Raw genomic sequence first — 22,456 nt, 5'->3', positions numbered from 1 at the left:
CGGTCGGCCGCCGTCCGTTTTCGTGCAGCAGGAAGCGCGGTCCCATTCCGCCCCCTGCGACATATGGATTTTCAGGACCATGTCGCGTATTTCGAGTTCAGGCCCAACCCAGCGTCAGCTTCGCGTCGGCGAGCAGGTGCGTCACGCACTTTCCGAAACGCTCCAGCGCGGAGAGATCATCGATCCGGTGGTCGAAACGGCGGTGATTTCGATCACCGAGGTGCGCATGTCGCCCGACCTCAAGATCGCCACCGCCTTTGTGTCGCCGCTCGGCGCCAAAGACCCCGATGCTGTGATCGAGGCGCTCAACAAATATGCCAAATTCATCCGTGGCCGTGTTTCCTTTGCCTTGCGGCAGATGAAATACATGCCGGAATTCCGTTTCCGGCTGGACACGAGTTACGACAATTTCGCCAAGATCAATGATCTGCTGCGCTCACCCGAAGTGGTGCGCGACCTTGGCGGCGAAGAAGACAAGGAAGACTGACATGTCGCGTCGCGGCAAGAAGAAAGGCCGGCCCGTCTCCGGCTGGCTGGTGCTGGACAAACCTGTGGGCATGGGCTCGACCGAGGCTGTCTCCAAGATCAAGTGGCTGTTCAATGCCGAAAAGGCCGGTCACGCCGGAACGCTCGATCCGCTGGCGTCCGGCATGCTGCCGATCGCGCTCGGCGAAGCCACCAAGACCGTGCCTTACGTCATGGACGGTGCCAAGGTGTACCGCTTCACCGTTTCCTGGGGCGATGAGCGTTCGACCGACGACCTCGAAGGTCCGGTGACCAAGACCTCGGACAAGCGTCCGTCCGAAGAAGAGATCCGCGCCGTCATGCCGAAATACACCGGCGTGATCATGCAGACGCCGCCGCAGTTCTCGGCGATCAAGATCGCCGGCGAGCGTGCCTATGATCTCGCCCGCGAGGGTGCGACCGTCGACATCCCGCCACGCGAGGTCGAAATCGGCCGCCTTGAGATCATCGAAAACTCGGCCGACCGCACGATCTTCGAGATCGAATGCGGCAAGGGCACCTATGTCCGTTCGCTGGCCCGCGACATGGGCCGCGATCTCGGCTGCTTCGGCCATATCTCCGAACTTCGCCGCACCGAAGTCGATCCGTTCACTGCAGAAGACTTCGTCACCATCGCCGAGCTCGAAGCCGCTCGCGCTGCCGGTCAGCCGGACGGTGAAGAAGGCAAGTGGGACTTCACCGCGATTGACGAATTCGTAGTCGACACCTCGGCTGCGCTCGACTGCCTGCCGCAGATCGCTGTGACCGACGAGGCAGCCAACAAGATCAGGCTCGGCAACCCCGTCATCGTGCGCGGCCGCGATGCGCCGGTGGAGGCCGAAGAGGCCTGCGCCACCGCGCGCGGCAAGCTCGTCGCCATCGGCGCCATCGAGCAGGGCATGTTCAAGCCTAAGCGGGTGTTCACTGCCTGACACTTGTATGCCGGTGCCGTTTCCGATTGGATCGCAGAGATGATTCCGCGGGCGAGACGCAATGGCACTGGCTGAAACCACCGGCAAACGCGGCCATCGCCAGCACACGAGGCCGCCGGTCGGCGCGTCGCCCGGCACGCTGATCGCCGACCCGTCCGCGCGCCAGTCGGCGCTCAACCTGACGCTGATCTCGCCGGAAGCCTGCGAGTTCGTCGACAATGCCAGCCTCGACGACGTCGAAGCGGCCTGCAACAATTGGCCATTGATCTGGCTCGATTGCGTCGGTCTTGGCAATATCGGCCTGATTGAAGAGATCGGCAGGATATTCGGCCTGCATACGCTTGCTCTCGAAGATGTCGTCAACACCGGCCAACGGCCCAAGGCCGACTTCTTCGACGATCATGCCTTCTTCGTGCTCTCGATGATCGACGACGCCAAAACCAGCCGCTACGAGCAGATCTCGTTCTTCTTCGGCGACAAGTTCGTCGTCACCTTCCAGGAGCGTGAGGGCGATCCGTTCGAGCCGGTGCGCCAGCGCATCCGCACATCGAACCCGAGCCGCTTGCGTCACCGCAAGGCTGATTATCTCGCTTATGCGCTGATCGACGCGGTGGTCGACAGCTACTTCCCGATCGTCGACGCCACCGGCGACACGGTCGACAAGATCGAAGACGAGCTGTTGGCCTCGCCGCAGAAGCACCAGATCGGCCAATTGCACGGCCTGCGCCGGGCAACCAATCTGCTCAAGCGCACCTTGTGGCCACTGCGCGATGCGCTGACCACGCTCATCCGTTCCGATGCGCCCTTCATCTCGGGCGAAACCAAGATCTATTTCAACGACACGCTCGACCATTCGATCAGGTTGACCGAAACAGTGGAGTCGCAGCGCGAAACGATGATCGGCCTGATCGAGATGCATCTGTCGCTGTCGCAGTCGCGCACAAACGAGATCATCGGCGTTTTGACCATCGTCTCGGCGATCTTCATCCCGCTGACCTTCCTCGCCGGCATATGGGGCATGAATTTCGACCCCACGGCATCGCCCTGGAACATGCCCGAGCTGATGTCCTACTATGGCTATCCGCTCGCGCTGGGCTTCATGGCCTGCGTGGCGATCGGGCTGGTGATCGTTTTCAAGCGGCGAAGGTGGCTGTGAAGGCCAGCCCGGAGCCGGCTTGCGAATTGGACTGGCTTTTGTTGCCAAATTCCACTATATGCGCCGCAACATCGCGCTTTTGAGTGCCTTGTTCATCGGCCCCAGCTGGACGACATCCCGGCCGAGGGCGTCCCGTTTCCTCCTAATCGAAAGGAAAAACACGATGTCGATTACTGCCGAGCGCAAGTCGGAATTGATGACTGAATTCGCAACCGCCAAGGGCGACACCGGTTCGCCGGAAGTCCAGGTTGCCATCCTCTCCGAGCGCATCAAGAACCTGACCGAGCACTTCAAGGACCACAAGAAGGACAACCACTCCCGTCGTGGCCTTCTGGCGCTCGTTTCTCTGCGTCGTAGCCTGCTTGATTACCTCAAGCGCAAGGACGACGCACGCTATCAGACGCTGATCGAAAAGCTCGGTCTGCGCCGCTGATGAATTGACCGGCGGGCTCTCCCTGCGAGAGCCCGCCGGTCGCGCATTCGGGCCATCCTTTTGATGGTCCATCGGCCCGGCCATGCCACAGGGGTATGGTTGCGCTGAAAAAGGGTCCGGAGCGCCACAGGGAAGCGCCCGAACCACCCATGGACGGTCATGGGGCAGGATTACAGGACGTTCGGTCAGCCGCCTTAGCGGGCCACATTCCCAACCGAACTTCTTGTTGTCTTGCCCGTGGCTGGCCAAACCGAAGCCCAGGCGCGTGCGGAAGACCAGATGGTTTTCCACAATTGCGCGCCGAACAAGCCAGGGAAATTGGCGCGCCGGAATGCGGCGTTGGTCATTCCCGCCACGAAGGACAGAACATGTTCAATCACCACAAAGTTGAAATCGAGTGGGCCGGCCGTCCGCTCATCCTCGAGACCGGCAAGATCGCCCGCCAGGCTGACGCTGCCGTGCTCGCCACCTATGGCGAAACCGTCGTTCTCGCGACCGTCGTTTCGGCCAAGGAGCCGAAGCCGGGTTTCGATTTCTTTCCGCTGACCGTCAACTACCAGGAAAAGACCTACGCAGCCGGCAAGATCCCCGGCGGCTATTTCAAGCGTGAAGGCCGTCCGAGCGAGAAGGAGACGCTGGTCTCCCGCCTCATCGACCGTCCGATCCGCCCGCTGTTTGCAGCCGGCTACAAGAACGACACCCAGATCGTCATCACGGTTGTCCAGCACGACCTCGAAAACGATCCGGACATCCTGTCGATCGTTGCCACCTCGGCTGCCCTGACGCTCTCGGGCGTGCCTTTCATGGGCCCGATCGGCGGCGCGCGCGTCGGCTACATCAACGGCGAATACGTGCTCAACCCGCACATCGACGAGATGCAGGAATCCAAGCTCGACCTCGTCGTCGCCGGCACCGATGCCGCCGTGCTGATGGTCGAGTCGGAAGCCAAGGAACTGGCTGAAGACATCATGCTCGGCGCCGTCATGTTCGGTCACCGCGGCTTCCAGCCGGTCATCGACGCCATCATCAAGCTGGCTGAAGTGGCTGCCAAGGACCCGCGCGATTTCACCGCGCCGGACAATTCCGATCTCGAAGCCGAGATGCTGAAGATCGTCGAAGGCGAGCTGCGCGACGCCTACAAGATCACCGACAAGCAGGCCCGCTACACCGCCGTCGACGCGGTCAAGTCCAAGGTCAAGGCAGCCTTCGCTGCTGAAGGCGAAGAAGCTCCGAAGTGGTCGGCTGACAAGGTCGCCACCGTGTTCAAGGAACTCCAGGCCAAGATCGTGCGCTGGAACATCCTCGACACCGGTTCGCGCATCGACGGCCGTGACCTCTCGACCGTTCGCCAGATCGTCTCCGAAGTCGGCGTCCTGCCGCGCACCCACGGTTCGTCGCTGTTCACCCGCGGCGAGACCCAGGCGCTGGTCGTTGCCACGCTCGGCACCGGCGAAGACGAGCAGTATGTCGACGCGCTGACCGGCATGTACAAGGAGAAGTTCCTCCTTCACTACAACTTCCCGCCCTACTCGGTTGGTGAAACCGGCCGCATGGGTTCGCCCGGCCGTCGCGAAATCGGTCATGGCAAGCTCGCCTGGCGCGCTGTGCGTCCGATGCTGCCGGCTGCCGATCAGTTCCCCTACACGCTGCGCGTCGTCTCGGAGATCACCGAGTCCAACGGCTCGTCGTCGATGGCCACCGTCTGCGGCACCTCGCTGGCGCTGATGGATGCGGGCGTTCCGCTGCAGAAGCCGGTTGCAGGCATCGCCATGGGCCTGATCAAGGAAGGCGAGCGCTTCGCTGTCCTGTCCGACATCCTGGGCGACGAGGATCACCTCGGCGACATGGACTTCAAGGTTGCCGGCACGACCAACGGCATCACCGCGCTGCAGATGGACATCAAGATCGACGGTATCACCGAAGAGATCATGAACATCGCGCTCGGCCAGGCCAAGGACGGCCGTCTGCACATCCTCGGCGAAATGGCCAAGGCTCTGTCGGAAGGCCGCCAGGAACTCGGCGAGTTCGCTCCGCGCATCGAGGTCATGCACATCCCGACCGACAAGATCCGTGAAGTCATCGGTTCGGGCGGCAAGGTCATCCGCGAGATCGTCGAAAAGACCGGCGCCAAGATCAACATCGAAGACGACGGCACGGTCAAGATCGCTTCTTCCAACGCCAAGGAAATCGAGGCGGCAAAGAAGTGGATCCACACCATCGTGGCTGAGCCGGAAGTCGGCGAGATCTACGAAGGCACGGTCGTCAAGACCGCTGACTTCGGCGCATTCGTCAACTTCTTCGGCCCGCGCGACGGCCTCGTCCACATCTCGCAGCTTGCCAACGACCGCGTTGCCAAGACCTCGGATGTGGTCAAGGAAGGCGACAAGGTCTGGGTCAAGCTGATGGGCTTCGACGAGCGCGGCAAGGTCCGCCTGTCGATGAAGGTCGTCGACCAGGAAACGGGCAAGGAACTTGCTCGCGACAAGAAGGCCGAAGGCGAAGAAACCGCCGCCTGATAGCAGCGCTTTTTGATATGAAGCGGGCGCGCCGTAAGGTCGCGCCCGTTTTCGTTTTGAGCACACCAACAACACTGGAACTCGACCATGTCTCGCGAAGCACTGAAGACCCTGTTCTATCCCTTCGAGGCCGAGGTGCTGCCGATGCCGGGGCAGGGCGCGCGCGCATTGTTCCTCGGCGCTGAACCGGGCTTCAGGAAGCCGCAGGGCTTCGAAGCAAAACTTTCCCTGGTCCAGGGCTTTCGGCCCCATGTGATCGCCCTGGCGGCTGCGGGCCACGATGTCGCGTCGCGCGCCGAGGAAGATGGCTTCGACGTCGCCCTGGTGCTTGCTGGACGTCATCGCGGCCTCAACGAGCTGCGTGTCGCCGAGGCGATCGAGCGTGTCGCGCCGGGTGGCCTGGTGGTCGTTGCCGGCGGCAAGGACGACGGCATCGCCAGCCTGCGCAAGCGGCTTGGCTCACTGGTGGAGATCGAGGACCATCTGCCGAAATTCCACGGCACCGCGCTGTGGTTCCGCCGCACGGCGCAGGCCGACGCTGCGGCTGCAACATTGCGGGCCGACAATCCCGAGATGCTGGTCGAAGGCCGCTTTCGCACAGCACCCGGCATGTTTTCGTTCGAGCGCGTTGACGCTGGCTCGCGCCTGCTGGTCGACAACCTGCCCAACGACATCAAGGGCAAGGTCGCCGATCTCTGTGCTGGCTGGGGTTATGTCGCGGCTGAAGTGGTGGCGCGGGCGAAAAGCCTCACGGCGCTCGACCTGTTCGAGGCCGATTTCGATGCGCTCGAAGCAGCCAGGGCCAATGTGCCCAATGCTCCGGTTACGCCCGGCTTCCACTGGCAGGATCTCACCAAGGAGCCGGTCGAGCGGCGCTACGACGTGGTGGTGATGAACCCGCCGTTCCACCAGGATCGCGATGCCGATCCTGAGATCGGCCAGCGTATGATCAAGGCCGCGGCGGGGGCACTCAAGTCTGGTGGCCGGCTGTTCATAGTGGCCAACCGCCATCTGCCCTACCAGCCGGTACTGGCGCAGGCCTTCTCATCGGTTCAGGAAATCGCCGTCGACAGCGCCTTCAGGGTCTATTCGGCGAAACGGTGACGTCGGCAATCAATGGACGCTGGCGGCGCGCTCGGTGGCCTTGGCGACGGCCAGGTCGCCGATGTTGAGCGGTGCCGGGCGTCCGAAGAAATAGCCTTGTACTTCCTGGCAGCCGGTAGCCCTGAGCAGGGTCGCCTGGTTTTCCGTCTCCACGCCCTCGGCAATCGTGCGCACGCCGAGCGCCCGTGACAGGCCAACGATCGTCGAGATCACCGCACCTGAATTGCTGTCGGTTTCCATGCGGCTGACAAATGAGCGGTCGATCTTCAGCTTGTGGAATGAGAAGTCGATCAGATAGGCGAGGTTGGAGTAGCCGGTGCCGAAATCGTCGACCGCCACTGAAATGCCCATCGCCGTCAGCTGCTTGAGGATCAAGGCCGCGCGGTCGCGGTCCTGCATCATCGCCGATTCGGTCAGTTCCAGTTCAAGCCGCCTGGGCTCGATGCCGGTTTCCTTCATGATCCGCTGAACGATGCCGACGAAGTCGCGGGTCATGAACTGCACCGGAGAAATGTTGACCGCAACGAAACAATCGTCGGGCAGCAGGCGCGCATCGATGCAGGCCTTGCGCAGCACCCACTCGCCGATCGGCGCGATCATGCCGGTCTCTTCGGCGACCGAGATGAACTCGACCGGCGGGATCATGCCGCGTTCGGGATGCTGCCAGCGGATCAGCGCCTCATAGCCGACGACCCGGCCGGACGACAGGTCGAGCTGTGGCTGGTAGTGCAGGTCGAAATCGCCACGCTCGAAGGCGACATGCAGTTCCGATTCAACCCACTGGCGATGGTCCGCGACCTTGCCCATTTCGGGCTGGAAGACGGCCCAGTCGCCGATGCCGCTGGCTCGTGCGTTCTGCAGCGCGAGATTCGAGCGGCGCAAAAGCACAACCGGGTCGTAGCCATCCTTGGGCATGGCGACCACGCCGACCGAGACGTTGACCGACTGGAGATGGGACGGCAGCGGGTAGGGCCGCATCAGATCGTGGATCAGGCGTTCGATCAGGGCTTCCAGCGAACCGCTAAGCACCTGGTCTGGGTGGAGAATGGCGAATTCGCCCGCGCCGATGCGCCCCACGACCACGTCGCGCGGCAGCGCTGCCTTGAGCCTTGCCGTGAAGGCGCGGATCAGCGCGTCGCCATTGCTGTAGCCGATGGCGTCGTTGATCTGCTTGAAACGGTCGATATCGATGTCGATGAGGAATACCGGCTTGCCGGTGCGGGCCGTGGCGGACGCCGCCTCGGCGATCTTGCCGACCATAGCCGTGCGCGCCAGAAGCCCGGTCAGCTTGCAGAAATGGGTCTCGTTGAAGACATAGTCGGCCGACTCGTCGACGCCGGCGAAAAACGACATCGCGGCGATCGATGCGGCCAGCGCACACAGCGCGGCGATGATCGCACCGACAGTCTCGCTCGACATGCCACCGATTTCGTCGCCAAGGGCGAATTTCAGGCCCCATGTACCCAGTACGAAACTTCCCATGCCCGAAGCGGCGATGGTGATAATCCGAAACAATGGGCTTCGGCTGGGATTCCTGACGGCAGGCATGCGTGGTGTTCCTAACTTGCGCGTCGTTTCTACCGATTCGCTCGTTAAGATCGCTTGCCGCGATTGTCTACAATTTTAGCGCCGGGCGGACTTTTTAGTCGCGCCCGCCATCCATCTGCTTGAGCTCGTCGAGCGTTGGCATCGAGACGATGTGATAGCCCGAATCGACATAGTGGATTTCGCCGGTGACACCCGACGACAGGTCGGAGAGCAGGTAGAGCGCCGACCCACCGACCTCTTCGAGGGTCACGGTGCGGCGCAGCGGCGAGTTGCGCTGCTGGTAGGAGAACATGTGGCGCGCATCGGCGATGCCGGCGCCCGCCAGCGTGCGCACCGGTCCGGCCGAAATGCCGTTGATGCGGATGCCGCGCGGGCCGTAGTCGTTGGCGAGGTAACGCACACTTGCCTCGAGGCCGGCCTTGGCCACGCCCATGACGTTGTAGTTCGGCATGACGCGCACCGAACCCGCATAGGTCAGCGTGATCATCGATCCGCCTTCGTTCATCAAGGCTGCCGCATGCTTGGCGACCTCGGTAAAGGAGAAGCACGAGATCACCATGGTGCGGACGAAGTTGTCGCGCGTGGTGTCGGCGTAGAGGCCCTTGAGCTCGTTCTTGTCGGAGAAGCCGATGGCGTGCACCAGGAAGTCGATGCCGCCCCACTTTTCCTTCAACGTCTCGAAGGTCGCGGCAACCGATGCGCTGTCTTCGACGTCGCAAGGGATGACAAGCGAAGCGCCGATCTTCTCGGCCAGCGGCTTGACGCGGCGCCCGAAGGCTTCGCCCTGATAGGTGAAAGCCAGTTCGGCGCCGTGCTCGGCAAGCTTGTTGGCGATACCCCAGGCAATGGAGTGGTCGTTCGCAACGCCCATGACGAGCCCGCGCTTGCCCTTCATCAATCCGTCCATGTCTGTGTCCCTATGCGGAATGGCGCTGGAAAACGAGCGTGGCGTTGGTGCCGCCGAAGCCGAATGAGTTGGACAGCACGGTATCGATCTTGGCGTTGTCGATGCGCTTGCGCACGATCGGCATGCCTTCGAATTCCGGGTCAAGCTCTTCGATATGCGCGCTCTCGCCGATGAAGCCGCCCTGCATCATCAGGATCGAGTAGATCGATTCCTGTACGCCGGCGGCACCCAGCGAGTGGCCGGTCAGCGACTTGGTCGAGGTGATGTTCGGCATCTTGTCGGCGAACACGCCGCGGATGGCGCCCATTTCCTTGCTGTCGCCCACCGGTGTCGAGGTGCCGTGGGTATTGATGTAGTCGACCGGGCCTTTCACCGTCGACAGCGCCTGGCGCATGCAGCGCATGGCGCCTTCGCCCGACGGTGCAACCATATCGTAGCCGTCGGAGGTCGCGCCGTAGCCGACCAGCTCGGCATAGATCTTGGCGCCGCGCGCCTTGGCATGCTCCAGCTCTTCAAGCACCAGCACGCCCGCACCGCCGGCAATGACGAAGCCGTCGCGGTTGAGGTCGTAGGCGCGCGAGGCAACCGAAGCGCGGTCGTTGTATTTGGACGACATGGCCCCCATCGCGTCGAACAGGTTCGACATGGTCCAGTCGAGGTCCTCGTGGCCGCCGGCGAACATGATGTCCTGCTTGCCCCACTGGATCATCTCCGCCGCGTTGCCGATGCAATGCGCCGAGGTCGAGCAGGCCGACGAGATCGAGTAATTGACGCCGTGGATCTTGAACCAGGTGGCAAGCGTCGCCGATGCGGTCGACGACATCGCCTTCGGCACAGCGAACGGCCCGATGCGCTTGGGGCTGTTGTTTTTCAGCGTGATTTCCGCGGCTTCAACGATCGTGCGCGTCGAAGGACCGCCCGATCCCATGATGATGCCGGTGCGCTCATTGCCGGAGATGTCTGTTTCTTCGAGCCCGCTGTCGGCGATCGCCTGCTTCATCGCGACATGGTTCCACATGCCGCCCTGCGACAGGAAGCGGGCGGCGCGACGGTCGACGAGTTCTGATGTGTCGAGATTCGGCGAACCCCAGACCTGGCACTTGAAACCGTGCTCGGCGAAGGATTCGGAAAAGCTGATGCCGGACTTGGCGTCACGCAGCGAGGCTTGCACTTCAGAAGCGTTGTTGCCGATGGACGACACGATTCCAAGGCCAGATACGACGACCCGTCTCATTCAGATTTCCTTTCAGAATGACCGGCGACCCTTTAGGCCGCGGCTTCCTGCTTCGAGAGCCCGACCTTGAGGTCGAGGGCCTTGTAGATAGGTTCGCCGTCGGCCTTCAACCAGCCATCGGCGATGCCCAGGACCAGGCGGCCACGCATGACGCGCTTGAAGTCGATGCCATACTCGACCTTCTTGACCGAAGGCGTGACCATGCCCTTGAACTTCACCTCGCCGGTGGAAAGAGCCATGCCCTTGCCGGACTCGCCAAGCCAGCCGAGGAAAAAGCCGGTCAGCTGCCACATGGCGTCGAGGCCTAGGCAGCCCGGCATGATGGGATTGCCGATGAAATGGCAAGGGAAGAACCACAGGTCGGGGTGGATATCGAATTCGGCGCGGACGAAGCCCTTGTCGAACTCGCCGCCGGTCTCGCTGATTTCGGTGATGCGATTGAACATCAGCATCGGCGGGTAGGGCAGCTGGGCATTGCCGGGTCCGAACAGCTCGCCGCGGGCGCAAGCCAGCAGTTCTTCATAGCTGTAGCTGGATTTCTGATCGGCCATCAACACCTTCCCCGTCAAAGCTTTCGGGCGCTGCTACGCCCTTCTTGTGTGCTCTCACTAGCACAGACTGTTTGCTGCCGGAAACCGGCGTTTGCGATTAACGCGCACATCAGCCTGGGTCAATGCGCGCTATTGATCGCATTTGACCTACCGAATATATGTCTGGCATAGCTTGCCGGCTGCCTATTCAGCTTTTGGCGCCGTTGGCAGGCTTGATTTGGGGCGAAGGCGAACTTCGACGAGGCAACGAGTGGATTCCCACAAGGCAAGTATTGCTGTGGAAACGCGTGTCCGCGATGCGGGGCTCAGGCCCACGCGTCAACGCATCGCGTTGGCTGAACTCCTGTTCGCCAAGGGCGATCGTCACCTTTCTGCTGAAGAACTGCACGAGGAAGCCTTGTCGGCCGGCGTGCCAGTGTCGCTGGCGACCGTCTACAACGCGCTGCACCAGTTCACCGAGTCAGGGCTTTTGCGCATTCTCGCGGTTGAAGGCTCCAAGACCTATTTCGACACCAACACTTCCGATCACCATCACTTCTTTGTTGAAGGCGAAAACCGGGTGTTCGATATCGAATCGGGACCCGTGACGGTTACCAACCTGCCGGAACCTCCCGAAGGCATGGAAATCGCCAATGTCGATATCGTGGTGAGACTCAGGCCCAAGCGCCCGGCCTGAGGTTCAGCGGTCCCGGCAGGCAAAGCCGGGACGCATATTCATCAATTCTCGATGCTTTCGCCTGGATAGGCACCCCAGACCTGCGACTGGCTGAGCCAGCCGGTCTGACCGGCGAAGGTCATCTCGCACCAATTGCCGTTGCACTGCTTGATTGAGCCGACGACGCCCGGGTCGATGATGGCGACTGCGCGCGCACCCTGTTCTGGCCTTGCCAGCAAGTTGAGCTGTGCCGGCTTTCCGCGCTGCCAGGGCGCCGTCATCGCCGTGCGATGACCCGACAGCAGCGACTGGTTGATCCAGCCCTCGGCACCTTCGGCATCGCGCACCCGGCGCCAGTTGTCATATTCTTGGATGATTTCCATCGGCAGGCCCGGCTTGAGATAGAGCCAGCTGACCGGATAATTGGCGCCGGGGCCGATGCGCGAATTGACCTTGCCCGACTTGAGGCTGACGAATCGCGGCAGTGGCAGCCCGCTTGGGCCGAGCGTGACGTCCTGGGCCGCCGCAGCGGGGCCGACGAAACCGGTGTCAGGCGAAACGAAAGCAAGACCGATCAGGGCTGCGCTGACGGCCAGACGGAGCGACGCAAAACCAGACACTTCCGTAACCTCTGTTTGAACTTGGTGCCCTTTGGGTGGGCACCCTTTTTCTTTGTCTTCGTCGGCACTGCTTGTTACACAGATTACCGCTCATGGATCGGATTGCAGTTTCGCCGGTCTTGGTTAAAGAGGTCTCAACGAGATCTCCGTCGAGGATAGAATGGCCGGTCGAAAAAAGCCTCTCGTCATCATCACGCGCAAGCTGCCCGACCAGGTCGAAACGCGCATGCGTGAACTCTTCGACGCGCGCCTCAATGTCGATGACCGTCCCATGACCCAGCCGGAGCTGGTTGCGGCGGTCAAGGAAGCCGACGTTCTGGTGCCGACGGTGACCGACACGATCGACGCCGCCCTGATCGAGCAGGCCGGACCCAATCTCAAGCTGATCGCCAATTTCGGCAATGGCGTCGACAAGATTGACGTCACCGCCGCTTCCAAGCGCGGAATCACCGTCACCAACACGCCGAATGTTCTGACCGAAGACACCGCCGACATGGCCATGGCGCTGATGCTCGCCGTGCCGCGCCGCCTGACCGAGGGCGCCAGCGTTCTCACCGGTGACAAGAAATGGGCCGGCTGGTCGCCGACCTGGATGCTTGGCCGCCGCATTGGCGGCAAGCGCCTGGGCATCGTCGGCATGGGCCGCATCGGCACCGCCGTTGCCCGCCGCGCCAAGGCTTTCGGCCTGTCGATCCACTATCACAACCGCCACCGCGTGCTGCAGTCGGTCGAAGACGAGCTGGAGGCGACCTATTGGGAGAGCCTCGACCAGATGCTCGCCCGCATGGACATCATCTCGATCAACTGCCCCTCGACGCCGGCGACCTTCCACCTGCTGTCGGGTCGTAGGCTGGCGCTGATGCAGCCGCACGCCTACCTCGTCAACATCGCCCGTGGCGACATCATCGACGAGGACGCGCTGGTCAAGATGCTGCAGGACGGCAAGCTTGCCGGTGCGGCGCTTGACGTGTTCGAGCACGAGCCGGCGGTCAACCACAAGCTGCTCAAGCTTGCCGCCAGGGGCAAGGTGGTGCTGATGCCGCATATGGGCTCGGCCACCATCGAAGGCCGAATCGATATGGGCGAAAAGGTCATCATCAACATCCGCGCCCATGTCGACGGACACCGCCCGCCGGATCGCGTGCTGCCGCTGAGGACCTAATCAGCTGGCGGATGGAGCGATATTTCCATCCGCACCGACAATGACCTGCCTACCGGCAAAAGCCTGGAATTCCTTGCGCGGCAATTTCACCGCCACCGGCGTTGCCCAGCCCATCTCGCGCGCCACGATCAGGCCGAGCAGCAGGATGGCGTCGGGCTCGTTGAGCACAAGGGCCACCGGCGCGTGGCCGGCGTGCACAAGCTCCATCAGCACCGCCGACGCCGACGACGAGCCGATGGTGCCCGGCAAAAACAGTACCTTTCCGGCGATGCTCTGGCCGCATTCGGGGTGGCGCACATCGCCGATGCGCCCGGATCTCGGGTCGACCCCGCCCCAGAAGCTGATTGGCGCCGACAGGATCAGCGCAGGGCCTTCGCCGGCTTCGCCCGGCACCAGGATTTGGGCGCGCGTGCTCATGAGCTGAGCCTCGCGAACACCGGCTTGCCGGTAACGGCACTCTCGACGCAGTCGGCAAGCGAGCCGTAGAGCACGGCGTAGCCGGTATTGCCCGGCGCATAATGCGCGAATTTTCCCGAATTGGTCATCAGCACACCGCCCGAAAGATCCGGCAGGATCGGCGTCACCACCACGCAGGTGTCGGCAACGATCACCACGCCCAATGCTTCCAGCGCCTTGCGCCGGCCATCGCGGTCCAACGCGCCCAGCACATGGCGTCCGGTGCAGGCGTGGATGGGAACACTGAGCCGCCGTCCGCCGATCAGCCGCTCCAGCGCGTCGAACTCGGCGAGCGACAGATGCGGGCTGCCGATGGCGACCGCGTCGATTCGGTCGGCATTTTGGGCGGTCGAGAGCCGCGCCTGCGCCTCGGCGATCATTTGGGGTGTCACGTGAATCACTGCCTCGGCCTTCACGCCGCCGAGCGCAGTCTCAACATCCCGCGCTTCAGGCGTGACGCCGGCGATGTGGAACAGGCCGACCGCGCCCGACGAGGCGGCTGCCGCGCCGAATGCCTTGAGCGCATCCTCGCCGGGGTGTTTGACCACGCCGGTGACCACGCCGATGGCGTCGCCAACCTCGCGGCCATAGAGGCTGCCGAGCACCGGCCAGGCGATTTCGGAACCGAGGAATGCTTGGGGCAGGGCGGAGACGTCGAACACCAGCTTTGCCAGGCGATTCTCCTGACGGTGCAGGCCATAGTCAGGCGCGCGGCCCGATATCGCGCAGGCAATGTCCAAGAAATCGCCATAGCGGTTGGTGCGTGCGCCGAGCACCGAATTGCAGAAGACGACGGCATTCGATTCGCCCCAGGCGACGTCAGTGCCGAAGGCCGGGCGGTGGCCGGCTTGATAGGGCGCGCAGGTCCAGCTCTGCTCGCAGCCGAGCTTGCGGTAAGCTTCCATCATCCGCCGCGCCATGGAGCGTTGCGGCTCGGCGAGCCTGACACGCGAACAGCCGGTGAGGTCGAGCGCGCCGACATTGAGCGTCGCGCGCACGGCAACGCGCGCACCGCCTTCGGCCAGCCTTTCGGCAAACAATGTGCCCGAATCGCCATGATAGAGCGCCCCATCGATATGGGCGGAGGCGATGGGGATCAGCCGGGGCGCCCCGAGCAGGGCGGCACTTTCGGCAACGATGCGCATCGCCATCGCCGCACCATCACGGCCGTCGGCGATTCGCCGCTCCTCAGTGGTCAGCTCGAGGCTCAATGGAGCGCCTTTCGAAAGGTGATCGAGGTCGGCCGGTCGAAACCCTCATGCGCCGTGCGCTCGAACTCGACGAAGCCCATCCGCGAAAAGGTCGCGTGGTTGGCGGCGAGTTCGATTCGGGTCTGGAGTTCGAGCACCGGCTTGCCCTGTTCGATGGCGTGACGCTCGGCAGCCAGCATCAGCGCCCGGCCGATGCCAGCGCCGCGCGCGCTGTCGTCGACGGCAAGCTTGCCGACATAAAACACATTGGTCCGTTCGGCGGCGAAGATGCAGCCGACGATTCGCCCTTCAAGCGTGGCGATAAAGCAGACCTCGTCCTTGGCCTTGTCGCGCAGATTGGCCTGAGACAGCCGATGCGCCGAAGACGGCGGGTCGATGACGCCGTCCATATAGGCGAAGGAGCGCATGATCAGATCGAGCAACTCGTCCCAGCGGTCGAAATTCTCGGGCAGGCGGGTAATGGTCACGTCAACGGTCATGGCTCACGAGGCTTTGTAACGCACGGTGTCGAAACGCGCGCCGAGCGCGTCGTAGAGCAGCAGGCGGCCGACAAGCGGCTCGCCGATGCCGGTGATCAGCTTGATCGCTTCCATCGCCTGCAACGTGCCCATGACACCGGTCAACGCACCCAGCACGCCGGCCTCGGCGCAGGACGGCACCAGCCCCGCCGGCGGCGGTTCGGGAAAAAGGTCACGGTATGAGGGGTTGCGGTGGCCTTCGGTATTGGTCTCGAACGGCTTCAGCACGGTGATCGAGCCATCGAATCGCCCGACCGCGGCATGCACCAGCGGGCGCTTTACCTCGGCGCTGGCGTCGGCAACCGCATAACGCGTCTCGAAATTGTCGGAACCGTCGATGACCAGATCGTAGCCGGCGATGAGCTCGCCGGCGTTTTCGGTCGTGAGCCTCAGCTTGTGCAGTTCGACCGTCACATGCGGGTTGATGCGGGCGATCGTAGCTTTGGCACTTTCGGCCTTGGAAATGCCGACCGACTGGGTGTCGTGGATCACCTGGCGCTGCAAATTGGACAGCGAGACATGGTCGTCGTCGACGATGCCGAGCGTGCCGACGCCGGCTGCGGCGAGATATTCCAGCACCGGCGCGCCGAGCCCGCCGGCACCGATCACCAGCACACGGGCGCGCTTGAGCTTCTGCTGGCCCGGGCCGCCGATCTCCGGCAGCACGATGTGGCGGGCATAACGTTCGAGTTCGTCTTGGGAGAGGGGGGCTGCCTGGTTCATACCAAGAGCATATCGCTGCGAAATCGGCTTGTCAGTTGCCTTCCGTCGGTCGCACGCTGCCATGGTCGACGGTCAGGAACTGCGCCCGCCCGGCAAGGCTCGAAAACAGGCTCGCTTCGGTGCCGGTCATGAAGGCCTGGCAGTTCAGCTCTTCGAGAATCGAAAACAGTGCTGCCCGCCGCCCGGCGTCGAGATGGGCGGCGATCTCGTCGAGTAGGAGGATGGGTGCCGCACCCGCCATCTCGCCGGTGAGCCGTGCGTGCGAAATGACGATGCCAATCAGCAGCGCCTTCTGTTCGCCGGTCGAGCACAGTTCCGCCGGCATGGATTTTGGCTTGTGGCGCACCAGAAGGTCGGAGCGGTGGGGACCTTCGAGCGTACGCCCTGCCGCACGGTCGCGGTCGCGCCCGTCGGCCAGAGCCTGGCGGAAACTCTCCTCCAGCTCCACCGCCGGCATGTCGCCGATGCTTTGTTCGAGGCTACCGGCAAGGCTAAGTTCTGCTTGCGGGAAAGGTCCCGTTTCGGGCATCCGCCCAATCATCGCAGTCAGCAGCCGCACCATCTCGACACGCGCGGCAGCGATTGCAGCACCTGTTTCGGCCATCTGCATCTCGATCGCATCGAACCAGGCGCGGTCGCGGCGGTCCTCAGTGAGCAGCCGGTTGCGACCGCGCATCGCCTTTTCATAGTCGAGCGCGCGCTGGCCGTGTGCCGGATCGATCGCCAGCACCAGCCGGTCCAGGAATCGCCTGCGGTCGCCGGCTGGACCTGTGAACAACGCATCCATCGACGGTGTCAGCCAGACAACGCGCAGCCATTCGAGCATGTCGTCGGCCTTGGCGTTGGCGCCATTGATACGCACGCGCCGCCCCGCCTCATTGGCGGCTTCCGGTGCGGTGCCCGTGCCGATCTCGGCGTCGCCGAATGGCCCCTCGACGGTGGTATGCACGGAAAAGCCACCCGCACTGCCTTCGCGTGCGACGTCAGGGTAGGGCGCCCGGCGCAGGCCGCGCCCGGGCGTCAGAAAGGAGATGGCTTCGAGCAGATTGGTCTTGCCGGCGCCGTTTTCGCCGGTGAAGACGACAGCACCCGGCCGCAACTCGACCGACAGCGACGCGTAATTGCGGAAGTCCGTAAGTGTCAGCTTACTGATATGCGTCGAGGGGATGCGTTTCCGCTCTCCCCCCGTGTCCGGCTCTTGCATGGGTTCGCGCGCGCTACACGCGCATCGGCATCAGCACGTAGAGAGCGTTCTCGTCGGCTGTGTCATGGATGAGCGTGGGCGATCCGGCGTCCGCCAGCATGAAGCGCGCCTCGCTGCCCTTGAGTTGGGCGGCGACGTCGAGCAGGTACTTGGCGTTGAAGCCGATTTCGATCGGGTCCGATGAATAGTCGGCGGCGAGTTCTTCGACGGCACTGCCCGAATCGGGGTTGTTGACGGCGAGCGTCACCAGCCCGTCGGCGATCGACAGCTTCACCGCGCGGCCGCGCTCCGACGAAATCGTCGACACGCGGTCGACAGCCGCAGCAAAGCTCTGGCGGTCGATGATCAGCTGCTTGTCGTTGCCGCTTGGAATGACGCGCTGATAATCGGGGAAGGTGCCGTCGATCAGCTTCGAGGTCAGGATGACGCCACCGATGGTCAGCCGCATCTTGGTGTCGGAAATCTCCGTCGTCACCGCAATATCCGGATCGTCGATCAGCTTCTGCAACTCGCTGACGGTCTTGCGCGGGATGATGATGCCCGGCATGCCTTCGGAGCCAGCCGGTGCCTCGACCTCGGCCCGCGCCAGGCGGTGGCCGTCGGTCGCAACCGCGCGCAGCATCAGCTTGCCGCCGCTTTCATGCGTGTGCAGGTAGATGCCGTTGAGATAATAGCGCGTCTCTTCGGTGGAGATGGCGAACTGGGTCTTGTCGATCAGGCCCTTGAGCGCATTGGCCTCGAGCCGGAAGATATGGGAAAACGTGCCGGCCGATAGCTCGGGGAAATCCGATTGCGGCAGGCACTGCAGGCGGAAGCTCGAACGGCCTGATACCACCGACATGGCGTTGCCGTCCTCGTCGGTCTTCAGCATCACTTCCGCGCCGTCGGGCAGCTTGCGCACGATGTCGTAGAGCAGGTGGGCCGGAACGGTGGTGGCTCCACCTTGCTCGACATTGGCAGGGGTTGCCTCCGAAATCTCGAGATCGAGGTCGGTGGCCTTCAGTTCGAGGCTCGCGCCACTGGCCTGCAAAAGCACGTTGGACAGGATCGGGATCGTGTTCCGCCGTTCGACCACGCGGTGCACGTGGTTCAGCGACTTCAACAGGTTGGAGCGTTCCAGGATAACACGCATGACGAAACAGGCTCGCTTATTTGAAGGTGCGGGCTCGCGGGCTCGAATGCGCCCGGCAAAGCCCGCAACACGATCGGAATTGCGCTGAGTCTGACAGTAAAAAGACTGGAAAGGCAAGCCCGCGCAGCCACTCCGAGGAAGTTGCGCGGGCGTTCTGGGGATAAGTCACAGGCGGCAACTTGTCGCCTGTGCCGACAATCCATCAGGCCTGGTCGTTGATCAGCCTTCTCAGCAGTTCGAGCTCCTGCGCCAGCGTGTTGTCGCCGCCCGACAGGCCCTCGATCTTGCGCACGGCGTGCAGCACCGTGGTGTGGTCGCGGCCGCCAAAACGCCTGCCGATTTCGGGCAGCGAGCGCGGCGTCATCACCTTCGCCAGATACATCGCGATCTGGCGCGGCTTGACGATGGTGCGGGTGCGGCGGTTCGACAAAAGCTCGGTCTTCGACACGTTGTAGTGGCGAGCGACGATGCGCTGGATGTCTTCGATGCGCACGCGCTTGGGCTCACCCGAGCGGTAGATGTGGCCGAGGATCTCGTCGATGCGCTCGATCGACAGCTGGGGCTCGAATGACTGGCGGAAGATCAGCTGGTTGAAGGCGCCTTCAAGCTCGCGGCCCGAGCCGGTCACGGTACGGGCGACATGGGTGAGGATTTCCTCGTCCATGGCAAGGTTGGGGTCTTCGTTCTTGGCGCCGGCAAAGCGCATCTTGAGCATGCCAAGGCGCATGCCGAAGTCCGGCGCCGACATTTCGAGCGCCACGCCGCCATTGAGGCGCGAGCGCACGCGCGGCTCGAGCGATTCGAGCTCTGCCGGCGGACGGTCGGCTGCGACCACAACCTGCTTGGCCGAGTCGAGCAGCATGTTGATGAGATGGCAGAACTCGTGCTGGATCGACTTGCCCTGCAGGAACTGCATGTCGTCGATGATCAAAAGGTCGATGTCGCGCAGCTGCTCCTTGAGCGTCAGCGCATTGTTGTCGCGGATCGCGGTCGCAAAACGCCACATGAAGTATTCGGCGGTCAGATAGACGACACGCGACTTCGGGTTCTGGCTCAGCGACTCGGCGGCGATCGCCTGGAGCAGGTGCGTCTTGCCGAGGCCTACCGTGGCGTGGAGGAACAGCGGGTTGAAGCGCGAGTTCGATTCCGCCACCGCACGTGCCGCGGCCAGGGCGACGCGGTTGGAAGGCCCTTCGACCAGGGACTGGAAGGTGTAGCGCGGGTCGAGCGGCGAGCCGAGAACGCTCTGCTTGAACTCTTGGTCCGCCGTGCCGTTGCGGCCGGGCGCCGGGCGCTCGGTGCGGCCTGCGGCGACCGTGCTCGTGGCAAGGGCTGTCTGCATCTGGCGCACCGGTTTGCGCAGAGCTGCTGCCTCGCTCTCCACGCCGGGACGCGCCATGCGGGTCGCCGTGCGGATGATGATTTCGAGCTTCAGGAGCTCCGGCTCTTCCTGGCGCCACAACTCGGCAATGAGGTCGAGATAGTGGCTGTTGATCCAGGAGCGCAGGAAAGCGGTCGGCACGGAAAGGCGCACGACACCCTTTGACGTTTCCGCAAGCTTCATGCGGCCGAACCAGCTCGAAAATACCTCGCTGCCCAGGCGAACCTGGAGCTGCGTCTTGACCCGGTCAAAATTCTTCTCAGCGGCGCTGCTTGCTGCCACTGCATTACCCTCGATCAGTTCGCCGGTAAAAAGAAAGCCCGCATTTGCTTCCCTTTCGATGCCGCTTTGCATTGTCGCAATCCCTAATCTTCGGTTCTGTTTGCCAAATGGAGACGCGCCGCTCGCATCGCCACCGGTATGTTCATTCGGATGCTGCCGTTTCCGGCTGAGCCCCCGGTGCAGGACCCCGAAAATCGGAACCGATTTTCGGAAAAAAGCCATGCATCGTTCAAAGTGCTGCGGCGTCCCTTGCGCGTCCAATTGGACACGCGGCGCCGTAGTCGCCTCCTTAGCGCCCTGAGGCACTTTCAGAGGGCCAGTGCTGCGGGGGCAGCAGCACCAGGCAAATGCGTAGCCATCCGGCGAAGTCGCCGGCGTTATGCAAAGTCACCATGCCGTGTATCCCCACACGCCCCAAGTATATATCGAAGTGAGCATGCCTCCCCCGATCGCGGATTCCATCCACGCCGAGAACGCCGCCGATTTTTAGGCTTGGCAGAGGGCTAGGTGCCCGTCCCTTCGATAAAAAGACCTTACAAAAATCGCTGTGGACAGGGCAAGGCCGAGTCTAACCCGTTTTTAATGAATCTGCTTACCTCGGGCGCGGATTCAAAGCCTGCCTGTCGCCCTTGCACGGACAAAGCCTTTGTGATTCAAACCCTTTTCCGCAGATCGAAGAAAATCCCACCCTGCCGGAAAAATTTTTAAAAGAATCCGCTTGACACTAACTTGTCCCCCAAGCCCCCCAGGTGGCTTGAACAACCTGTGGATGACCGTGCGCAAGCCTATGAATCTACAGGGTAATTTCTGCCACGGTGAGTCTTAACGCGGGGCTGCTTGTAGCGGTTGTACTTATAAGAATAACCGCATATGCCGGCAAAGTTCTTGGCCCTTAAAAGGCATGCTTCAGCGGCCTATTGGACGGCTTTTTCGGCCCCATGCCGGCAAAAGAAAAACCCGGCTGGTTAGGCCGGGTTGATCAGAAATCCAATTGCTTGCAGGGCTTAGGCGGAAAGTGCCTTGAGCCGCTGTGCCAGACGCGAAACCTTGCGCGAGGCGGTGTTCTTGTGCAGCACGCCCTTGGTGGCGGCGCGCATCAATTCCGGCTGGGCGACGCTGAAGGCGGCTTCTGCCTTTGCCTTGTCGCCCGAGGCAAGTGCCTCTTCGAACTGGCGGACATAAGTCCGGACGCGCGAGCGGCGATTCTTGTTGACCGCTGCGCGGCGGGCGATCTTGCGCGTTGCCTTCTTGGCCGAGGAGGTATTGGCCATGGTGCCTCTCTTTGATCTCTAGGTGGGCGCGAGCGGCTTCCCGCAAAGCGCAAAAATCAATCGGGCGTCCGTTGGGTCGCCTCGGTTGGTGCGGCTTATAGTTCAGCTTATTGCCAACGTCAACGCGATTCCGGTCAGCGGTTGTGGAAATTCGCGGTCCGCTTCTCGGCAAAGGCCGCCATGCCTTCCTTCTGGTCGTCGAGCGCGAACATCGAATGGAATACGCGGCGTTCGAAACGCAGGCCTTCGGCAAGCGTCAGTTCGTAGGAGCGGTTGACGGCTTCCTTGCACATCATGACCGCCGGCAGCGAGAAGTTGGCGATCTTGACTGCCGCCTTCATCGCCTCTTCCATCAGGTCGGCCGCTGGCACGACGCGCGATACGAGCCCTGAGCGCTCAGCTTCAGTGGCATCCATCATACGGCCGGTCAGGCACATGTCCATCGCCTTCGACTTGCCAACGAAGCGGGTGAGGCGCTGCGAGCCGCCCATGCCGGGCATGACGCCGAGCGTGATCTCGGGCTGGCCGAACTTGGCCGTGTCGGCGGCGATGATGAAGTCGCACATCATGGCGAGTTCGCAGCCGCCGCCCAGTGCGTAGCCGGCGACCGCCGCGATCATCGGCTTGCGGTTGCGCGCAAAGGCTTCCCAGCCTGAGAAGAAATCCTCCATGTAGGCGTCGACATAGGTCTTGGCCTGCATCTCCTTGATGTCGGCGCCGGCAGCGAAAGCCTTTTCCGAGCCGGTGATGACGATGGCGCCGATGCCATTGTCGGTCTCGAAGGCGGCAGTGGCCGCCAGAAGCTCGCCAAGCACCTGCGAGTTGAGCGCATTGAGCGCCTTTGGGCGGTTGAGCGTGATCAGCCCGACCTTGCCACGTGTTTCCACGATGATCGTATCATAGGCCATCTTGCGGCTCTCCCTGTCTCGCAGCACTACCAATGAGGCTTTGCTCTA

General features: G+C 62.7%; 22 protein-coding genes. 8 read left to right on the top strand and 14 right to left on the bottom strand.

What is annotated here, in order from left to right:
• The first annotated feature begins 79 nt into the window (after positions 1-79).
• From rbfA to AC1RTB_RS05935, 6 genes are all read left to right on the top strand, one after another.
• Positions 80-487: a 30S ribosome-binding factor RbfA gene (gene rbfA / locus AC1RTB_RS05960; RefSeq protein ID WP_492875628.1), complete on the top strand. Its 408-nt coding sequence runs from the start codon at positions 80-82 to the stop codon at positions 485-487.
• 1 nt (position 488) lies between these two features.
• On the top strand, positions 489-1,436 hold the full coding sequence (gene truB / locus AC1RTB_RS05955) for a tRNA pseudouridine(55) synthase TruB (protein ID WP_492875626.1): 948 nt from the start codon (positions 489-491) through the stop codon (positions 1,434-1,436).
• A gap of 61 nt (positions 1,437-1,497) precedes the next feature.
• Positions 1,498-2,592 (top strand): magnesium/cobalt transporter CorA, encoded by a 1,095-nt coding sequence (gene corA, locus AC1RTB_RS05950; RefSeq protein ID WP_492875625.1) that lies wholly within the window; start codon positions 1,498-1,500, stop codon positions 2,590-2,592.
• Positions 2,593-2,650: 58 nt separating this feature from the next.
• The gene (gene rpsO / locus AC1RTB_RS05945; protein WP_492876337.1) at positions 2,651-3,025 is read left to right on the top strand and encodes a 30S ribosomal protein S15; all 375 of its coding nucleotides are present in this window, start codon (positions 2,651-2,653) and stop codon (positions 3,023-3,025) included.
• 368 nt (positions 3,026-3,393) lie between these two features.
• A complete protein-coding gene (pnp, locus tag AC1RTB_RS05940) occupies positions 3,394-5,541 on the top strand; it encodes a polyribonucleotide nucleotidyltransferase (RefSeq protein ID WP_492875623.1) in 2,148 nt (715 codons plus the stop codon).
• Between the two features lie 87 nt (positions 5,542-5,628).
• A complete protein-coding gene (locus AC1RTB_RS05935) occupies positions 5,629-6,645 on the top strand; it encodes a class I SAM-dependent methyltransferase (RefSeq protein ID WP_492875621.1) in 1,017 nt (338 codons plus the stop codon).
• A 9-nt stretch (positions 6,646-6,654) separates the two neighbouring features.
• Here AC1RTB_RS05935 and AC1RTB_RS05930 read toward each other — a convergent pair whose 3' ends face one another.
• The 4 genes from AC1RTB_RS05930 to fabA all read right to left on the bottom strand — a co-directional run bounded on the left by AC1RTB_RS05930 (position 6,655) and on the right by fabA (position 10,885).
• A complete protein-coding gene (locus AC1RTB_RS05930; RefSeq protein ID WP_492875619.1) occupies positions 6,655-8,193 on the bottom strand; it encodes a putative bifunctional diguanylate cyclase/phosphodiesterase in 1,539 nt (512 codons plus the stop codon).
• 94 nt (positions 8,194-8,287) lie between these two features.
• Positions 8,288-9,100 carry an enoyl-ACP reductase FabI gene (gene fabI, locus AC1RTB_RS05925; RefSeq protein ID WP_492875617.1) on the bottom strand — a complete coding sequence of 271 codons (813 nt, stop codon included), beginning with the start codon at positions 9,098-9,100 and terminating at the stop codon, positions 8,288-8,290.
• Between the two features lie 10 nt (positions 9,101-9,110).
• The gene (gene fabB / locus AC1RTB_RS05920; RefSeq protein ID WP_492875615.1) at positions 9,111-10,334 is read right to left on the bottom strand and encodes a beta-ketoacyl-ACP synthase I; all 1,224 of its coding nucleotides are present in this window, start codon (positions 10,332-10,334) and stop codon (positions 9,111-9,113) included.
• A 32-nt stretch (positions 10,335-10,366) separates the two neighbouring features.
• On the bottom strand, positions 10,367-10,885 hold the full coding sequence (fabA, locus tag AC1RTB_RS05915; protein ID WP_492875613.1) for a 3-hydroxyacyl-[acyl-carrier-protein] dehydratase FabA: 519 nt from the start codon (positions 10,883-10,885) through the stop codon (positions 10,367-10,369).
• A gap of 277 nt (positions 10,886-11,162) precedes the next feature.
• On the opposite strand from fabA, the gene irrA reads away from it, so the two are divergent.
• The gene (gene irrA, locus AC1RTB_RS05910) at positions 11,163-11,561 is read left to right on the top strand and encodes an iron response transcriptional regulator IrrA (protein ID WP_492875611.1); all 399 of its coding nucleotides are present in this window, start codon (positions 11,163-11,165) and stop codon (positions 11,559-11,561) included.
• A 41-nt stretch (positions 11,562-11,602) separates the two neighbouring features.
• Here the strand turns inward: irrA and AC1RTB_RS05905 are convergent, their stop codons facing one another.
• Positions 11,603-12,160: an SH3 domain-containing protein gene (locus AC1RTB_RS05905; RefSeq protein ID WP_492875609.1), complete on the bottom strand. Its 558-nt coding sequence runs from the start codon at positions 12,158-12,160 to the stop codon at positions 11,603-11,605.
• Between the two features lie 160 nt (positions 12,161-12,320).
• Between AC1RTB_RS05905 and AC1RTB_RS05900 the strand changes: the two genes are divergently transcribed.
• Positions 12,321-13,322 (top strand): 2-hydroxyacid dehydrogenase, encoded by a 1,002-nt coding sequence (locus AC1RTB_RS05900; protein WP_492875607.1) that lies wholly within the window; start codon positions 12,321-12,323, stop codon positions 13,320-13,322.
• On the opposite strand, the gene AC1RTB_RS05895 is transcribed toward AC1RTB_RS05900, so the two are convergent.
• The 9 genes from AC1RTB_RS05895 to AC1RTB_RS05855 all read right to left on the bottom strand — a co-directional run bounded on the left by AC1RTB_RS05895 (position 13,323) and on the right by AC1RTB_RS05855 (position 22,408).
• Positions 13,323-13,739 (bottom strand): aconitase X swivel domain-containing protein, encoded by a 417-nt coding sequence (locus AC1RTB_RS05895; protein ID WP_492875605.1) that lies wholly within the window; start codon positions 13,737-13,739, stop codon positions 13,323-13,325.
• On the bottom strand, positions 13,736-14,989 hold the full coding sequence (locus AC1RTB_RS05890) for an aconitase X (protein ID WP_492875603.1): 1,254 nt from the start codon (positions 14,987-14,989) through the stop codon (positions 13,736-13,738). The genes AC1RTB_RS05895 and AC1RTB_RS05890 overlap by 4 nt, the downstream gene beginning before the upstream one ends.
• Complete coding sequence (locus tag AC1RTB_RS05885) at positions 14,986-15,468, bottom strand: GNAT family N-acetyltransferase (RefSeq protein WP_492875601.1); 483 nt, start codon at positions 15,466-15,468, stop codon at positions 14,986-14,988. The genes AC1RTB_RS05890 and AC1RTB_RS05885 overlap by 4 nt, the downstream gene beginning before the upstream one ends.
• A 3-nt stretch (positions 15,469-15,471) precedes the next feature.
• Complete coding sequence (locus tag AC1RTB_RS05880) at positions 15,472-16,230, bottom strand: molybdopterin-synthase adenylyltransferase MoeB (RefSeq protein ID WP_492875599.1); 759 nt, start codon at positions 16,228-16,230, stop codon at positions 15,472-15,474.
• Between the two features lie 31 nt (positions 16,231-16,261).
• Complete coding sequence (recF, locus tag AC1RTB_RS05875) at positions 16,262-17,434, bottom strand: DNA replication/repair protein RecF (protein ID WP_492875597.1); 1,173 nt, start codon at positions 17,432-17,434, stop codon at positions 16,262-16,264.
• Positions 17,435-17,447: 13 nt separating this feature from the next.
• Positions 17,448-18,566: a DNA polymerase III subunit beta gene (gene dnaN, locus AC1RTB_RS05870; RefSeq protein WP_492875596.1), complete on the bottom strand. Its 1,119-nt coding sequence runs from the start codon at positions 18,564-18,566 to the stop codon at positions 17,448-17,450.
• Between the two features lie 202 nt (positions 18,567-18,768).
• Entirely contained in the window at positions 18,769-20,301 is a 1,533-nt protein-coding gene (gene dnaA, locus AC1RTB_RS05865) for a chromosomal replication initiator protein DnaA (RefSeq protein WP_492875594.1), read from the bottom strand.
• Positions 20,302-21,233: 932 nt separating this feature from the next.
• Positions 21,234-21,500: a 30S ribosomal protein S20 gene (gene rpsT / locus AC1RTB_RS05860; RefSeq protein WP_492875592.1), complete on the bottom strand. Its 267-nt coding sequence runs from the start codon at positions 21,498-21,500 to the stop codon at positions 21,234-21,236.
• A 134-nt stretch (positions 21,501-21,634) separates the two neighbouring features.
• Positions 21,635-22,408 carry an enoyl-CoA hydratase gene (locus AC1RTB_RS05855; RefSeq protein WP_492875590.1) on the bottom strand — a complete coding sequence of 258 codons (774 nt, stop codon included), beginning with the start codon at positions 22,406-22,408 and terminating at the stop codon, positions 21,635-21,637.
• Between the last annotated feature and the right edge of the window lie 48 nt (positions 22,409-22,456).

The sequence above is a fragment of the Aminobacter sp. GW821-FHT11F06 genome (assembly GCF_058808215.1).
This window is presented reverse-complemented; position numbering and strand designations above follow the sequence as displayed.

Bases quoted from the DNA above. Each gene is read 5' to 3' on its own strand.
- rbfA (WP_492875628.1), top strand. From the start codon at position 80: ATGTCGCGTATTTCGAGTTCAGGCCCAACCCAGCGTCAGCTTCGCGTC.
- truB (WP_492875626.1), top strand. From the start codon at position 489: ATGTCGCGTCGCGGCAAGAAGAAAGGCCGGCCCGTCTCCGGCTGGCTG.
- corA (WP_492875625.1), top strand. From the start codon at position 1,498: ATGGCACTGGCTGAAACCACCGGCAAACGCGGCCATCGCCAGCACACG.
- rpsO (WP_492876337.1), top strand. From the start codon at position 2,651: ATGCGCCGCAACATCGCGCTTTTGAGTGCCTTGTTCATCGGCCCCAGC.
- pnp (WP_492875623.1), top strand. From the start codon at position 3,394: ATGTTCAATCACCACAAAGTTGAAATCGAGTGGGCCGGCCGTCCGCTC.
- AC1RTB_RS05935 (WP_492875621.1), top strand. From the start codon at position 5,629: ATGTCTCGCGAAGCACTGAAGACCCTGTTCTATCCCTTCGAGGCCGAG.
- AC1RTB_RS05930 (WP_492875619.1), bottom strand. From the start codon at position 8,193: ATGCCTGCCGTCAGGAATCCCAGCCGAAGCCCATTGTTTCGGATTATC.
- fabI (WP_492875617.1), bottom strand. From the start codon at position 9,100: ATGGACGGATTGATGAAGGGCAAGCGCGGGCTCGTCATGGGCGTTGCG.
- fabB (WP_492875615.1), bottom strand. From the start codon at position 10,334: ATGAGACGGGTCGTCGTATCTGGCCTTGGAATCGTGTCGTCCATCGGC.
- fabA (WP_492875613.1), bottom strand. From the start codon at position 10,885: ATGGCCGATCAGAAATCCAGCTACAGCTATGAAGAACTGCTGGCTTGC.
- AC1RTB_RS05900 (WP_492875607.1), top strand. From the start codon at position 12,321: ATGGCCGGTCGAAAAAAGCCTCTCGTCATCATCACGCGCAAGCTGCCC.
- AC1RTB_RS05895 (WP_492875605.1), bottom strand. From the start codon at position 13,739: ATGAGCACGCGCGCCCAAATCCTGGTGCCGGGCGAAGCCGGCGAAGGC.
- AC1RTB_RS05885 (WP_492875601.1), bottom strand. From the start codon at position 15,468: ATGACCGTTGACGTGACCATTACCCGCCTGCCCGAGAATTTCGACCGC.
- AC1RTB_RS05880 (WP_492875599.1), bottom strand. From the start codon at position 16,230: ATGAACCAGGCAGCCCCCCTCTCCCAAGACGAACTCGAACGTTATGCC.
- recF (WP_492875597.1), bottom strand. From the start codon at position 17,434: ATGCAAGAGCCGGACACGGGGGGAGAGCGGAAACGCATCCCCTCGACG.
- dnaN (WP_492875596.1), bottom strand. From the start codon at position 18,566: ATGCGTGTTATCCTGGAACGCTCCAACCTGTTGAAGTCGCTGAACCAC.
- dnaA (WP_492875594.1), bottom strand. From the start codon at position 20,301: ATGCAAAGCGGCATCGAAAGGGAAGCAAATGCGGGCTTTCTTTTTACC.
- rpsT (WP_492875592.1), bottom strand. From the start codon at position 21,500: ATGGCCAATACCTCCTCGGCCAAGAAGGCAACGCGCAAGATCGCCCGC.
- AC1RTB_RS05855 (WP_492875590.1), bottom strand. From the start codon at position 22,408: ATGGCCTATGATACGATCATCGTGGAAACACGTGGCAAGGTCGGGCTG.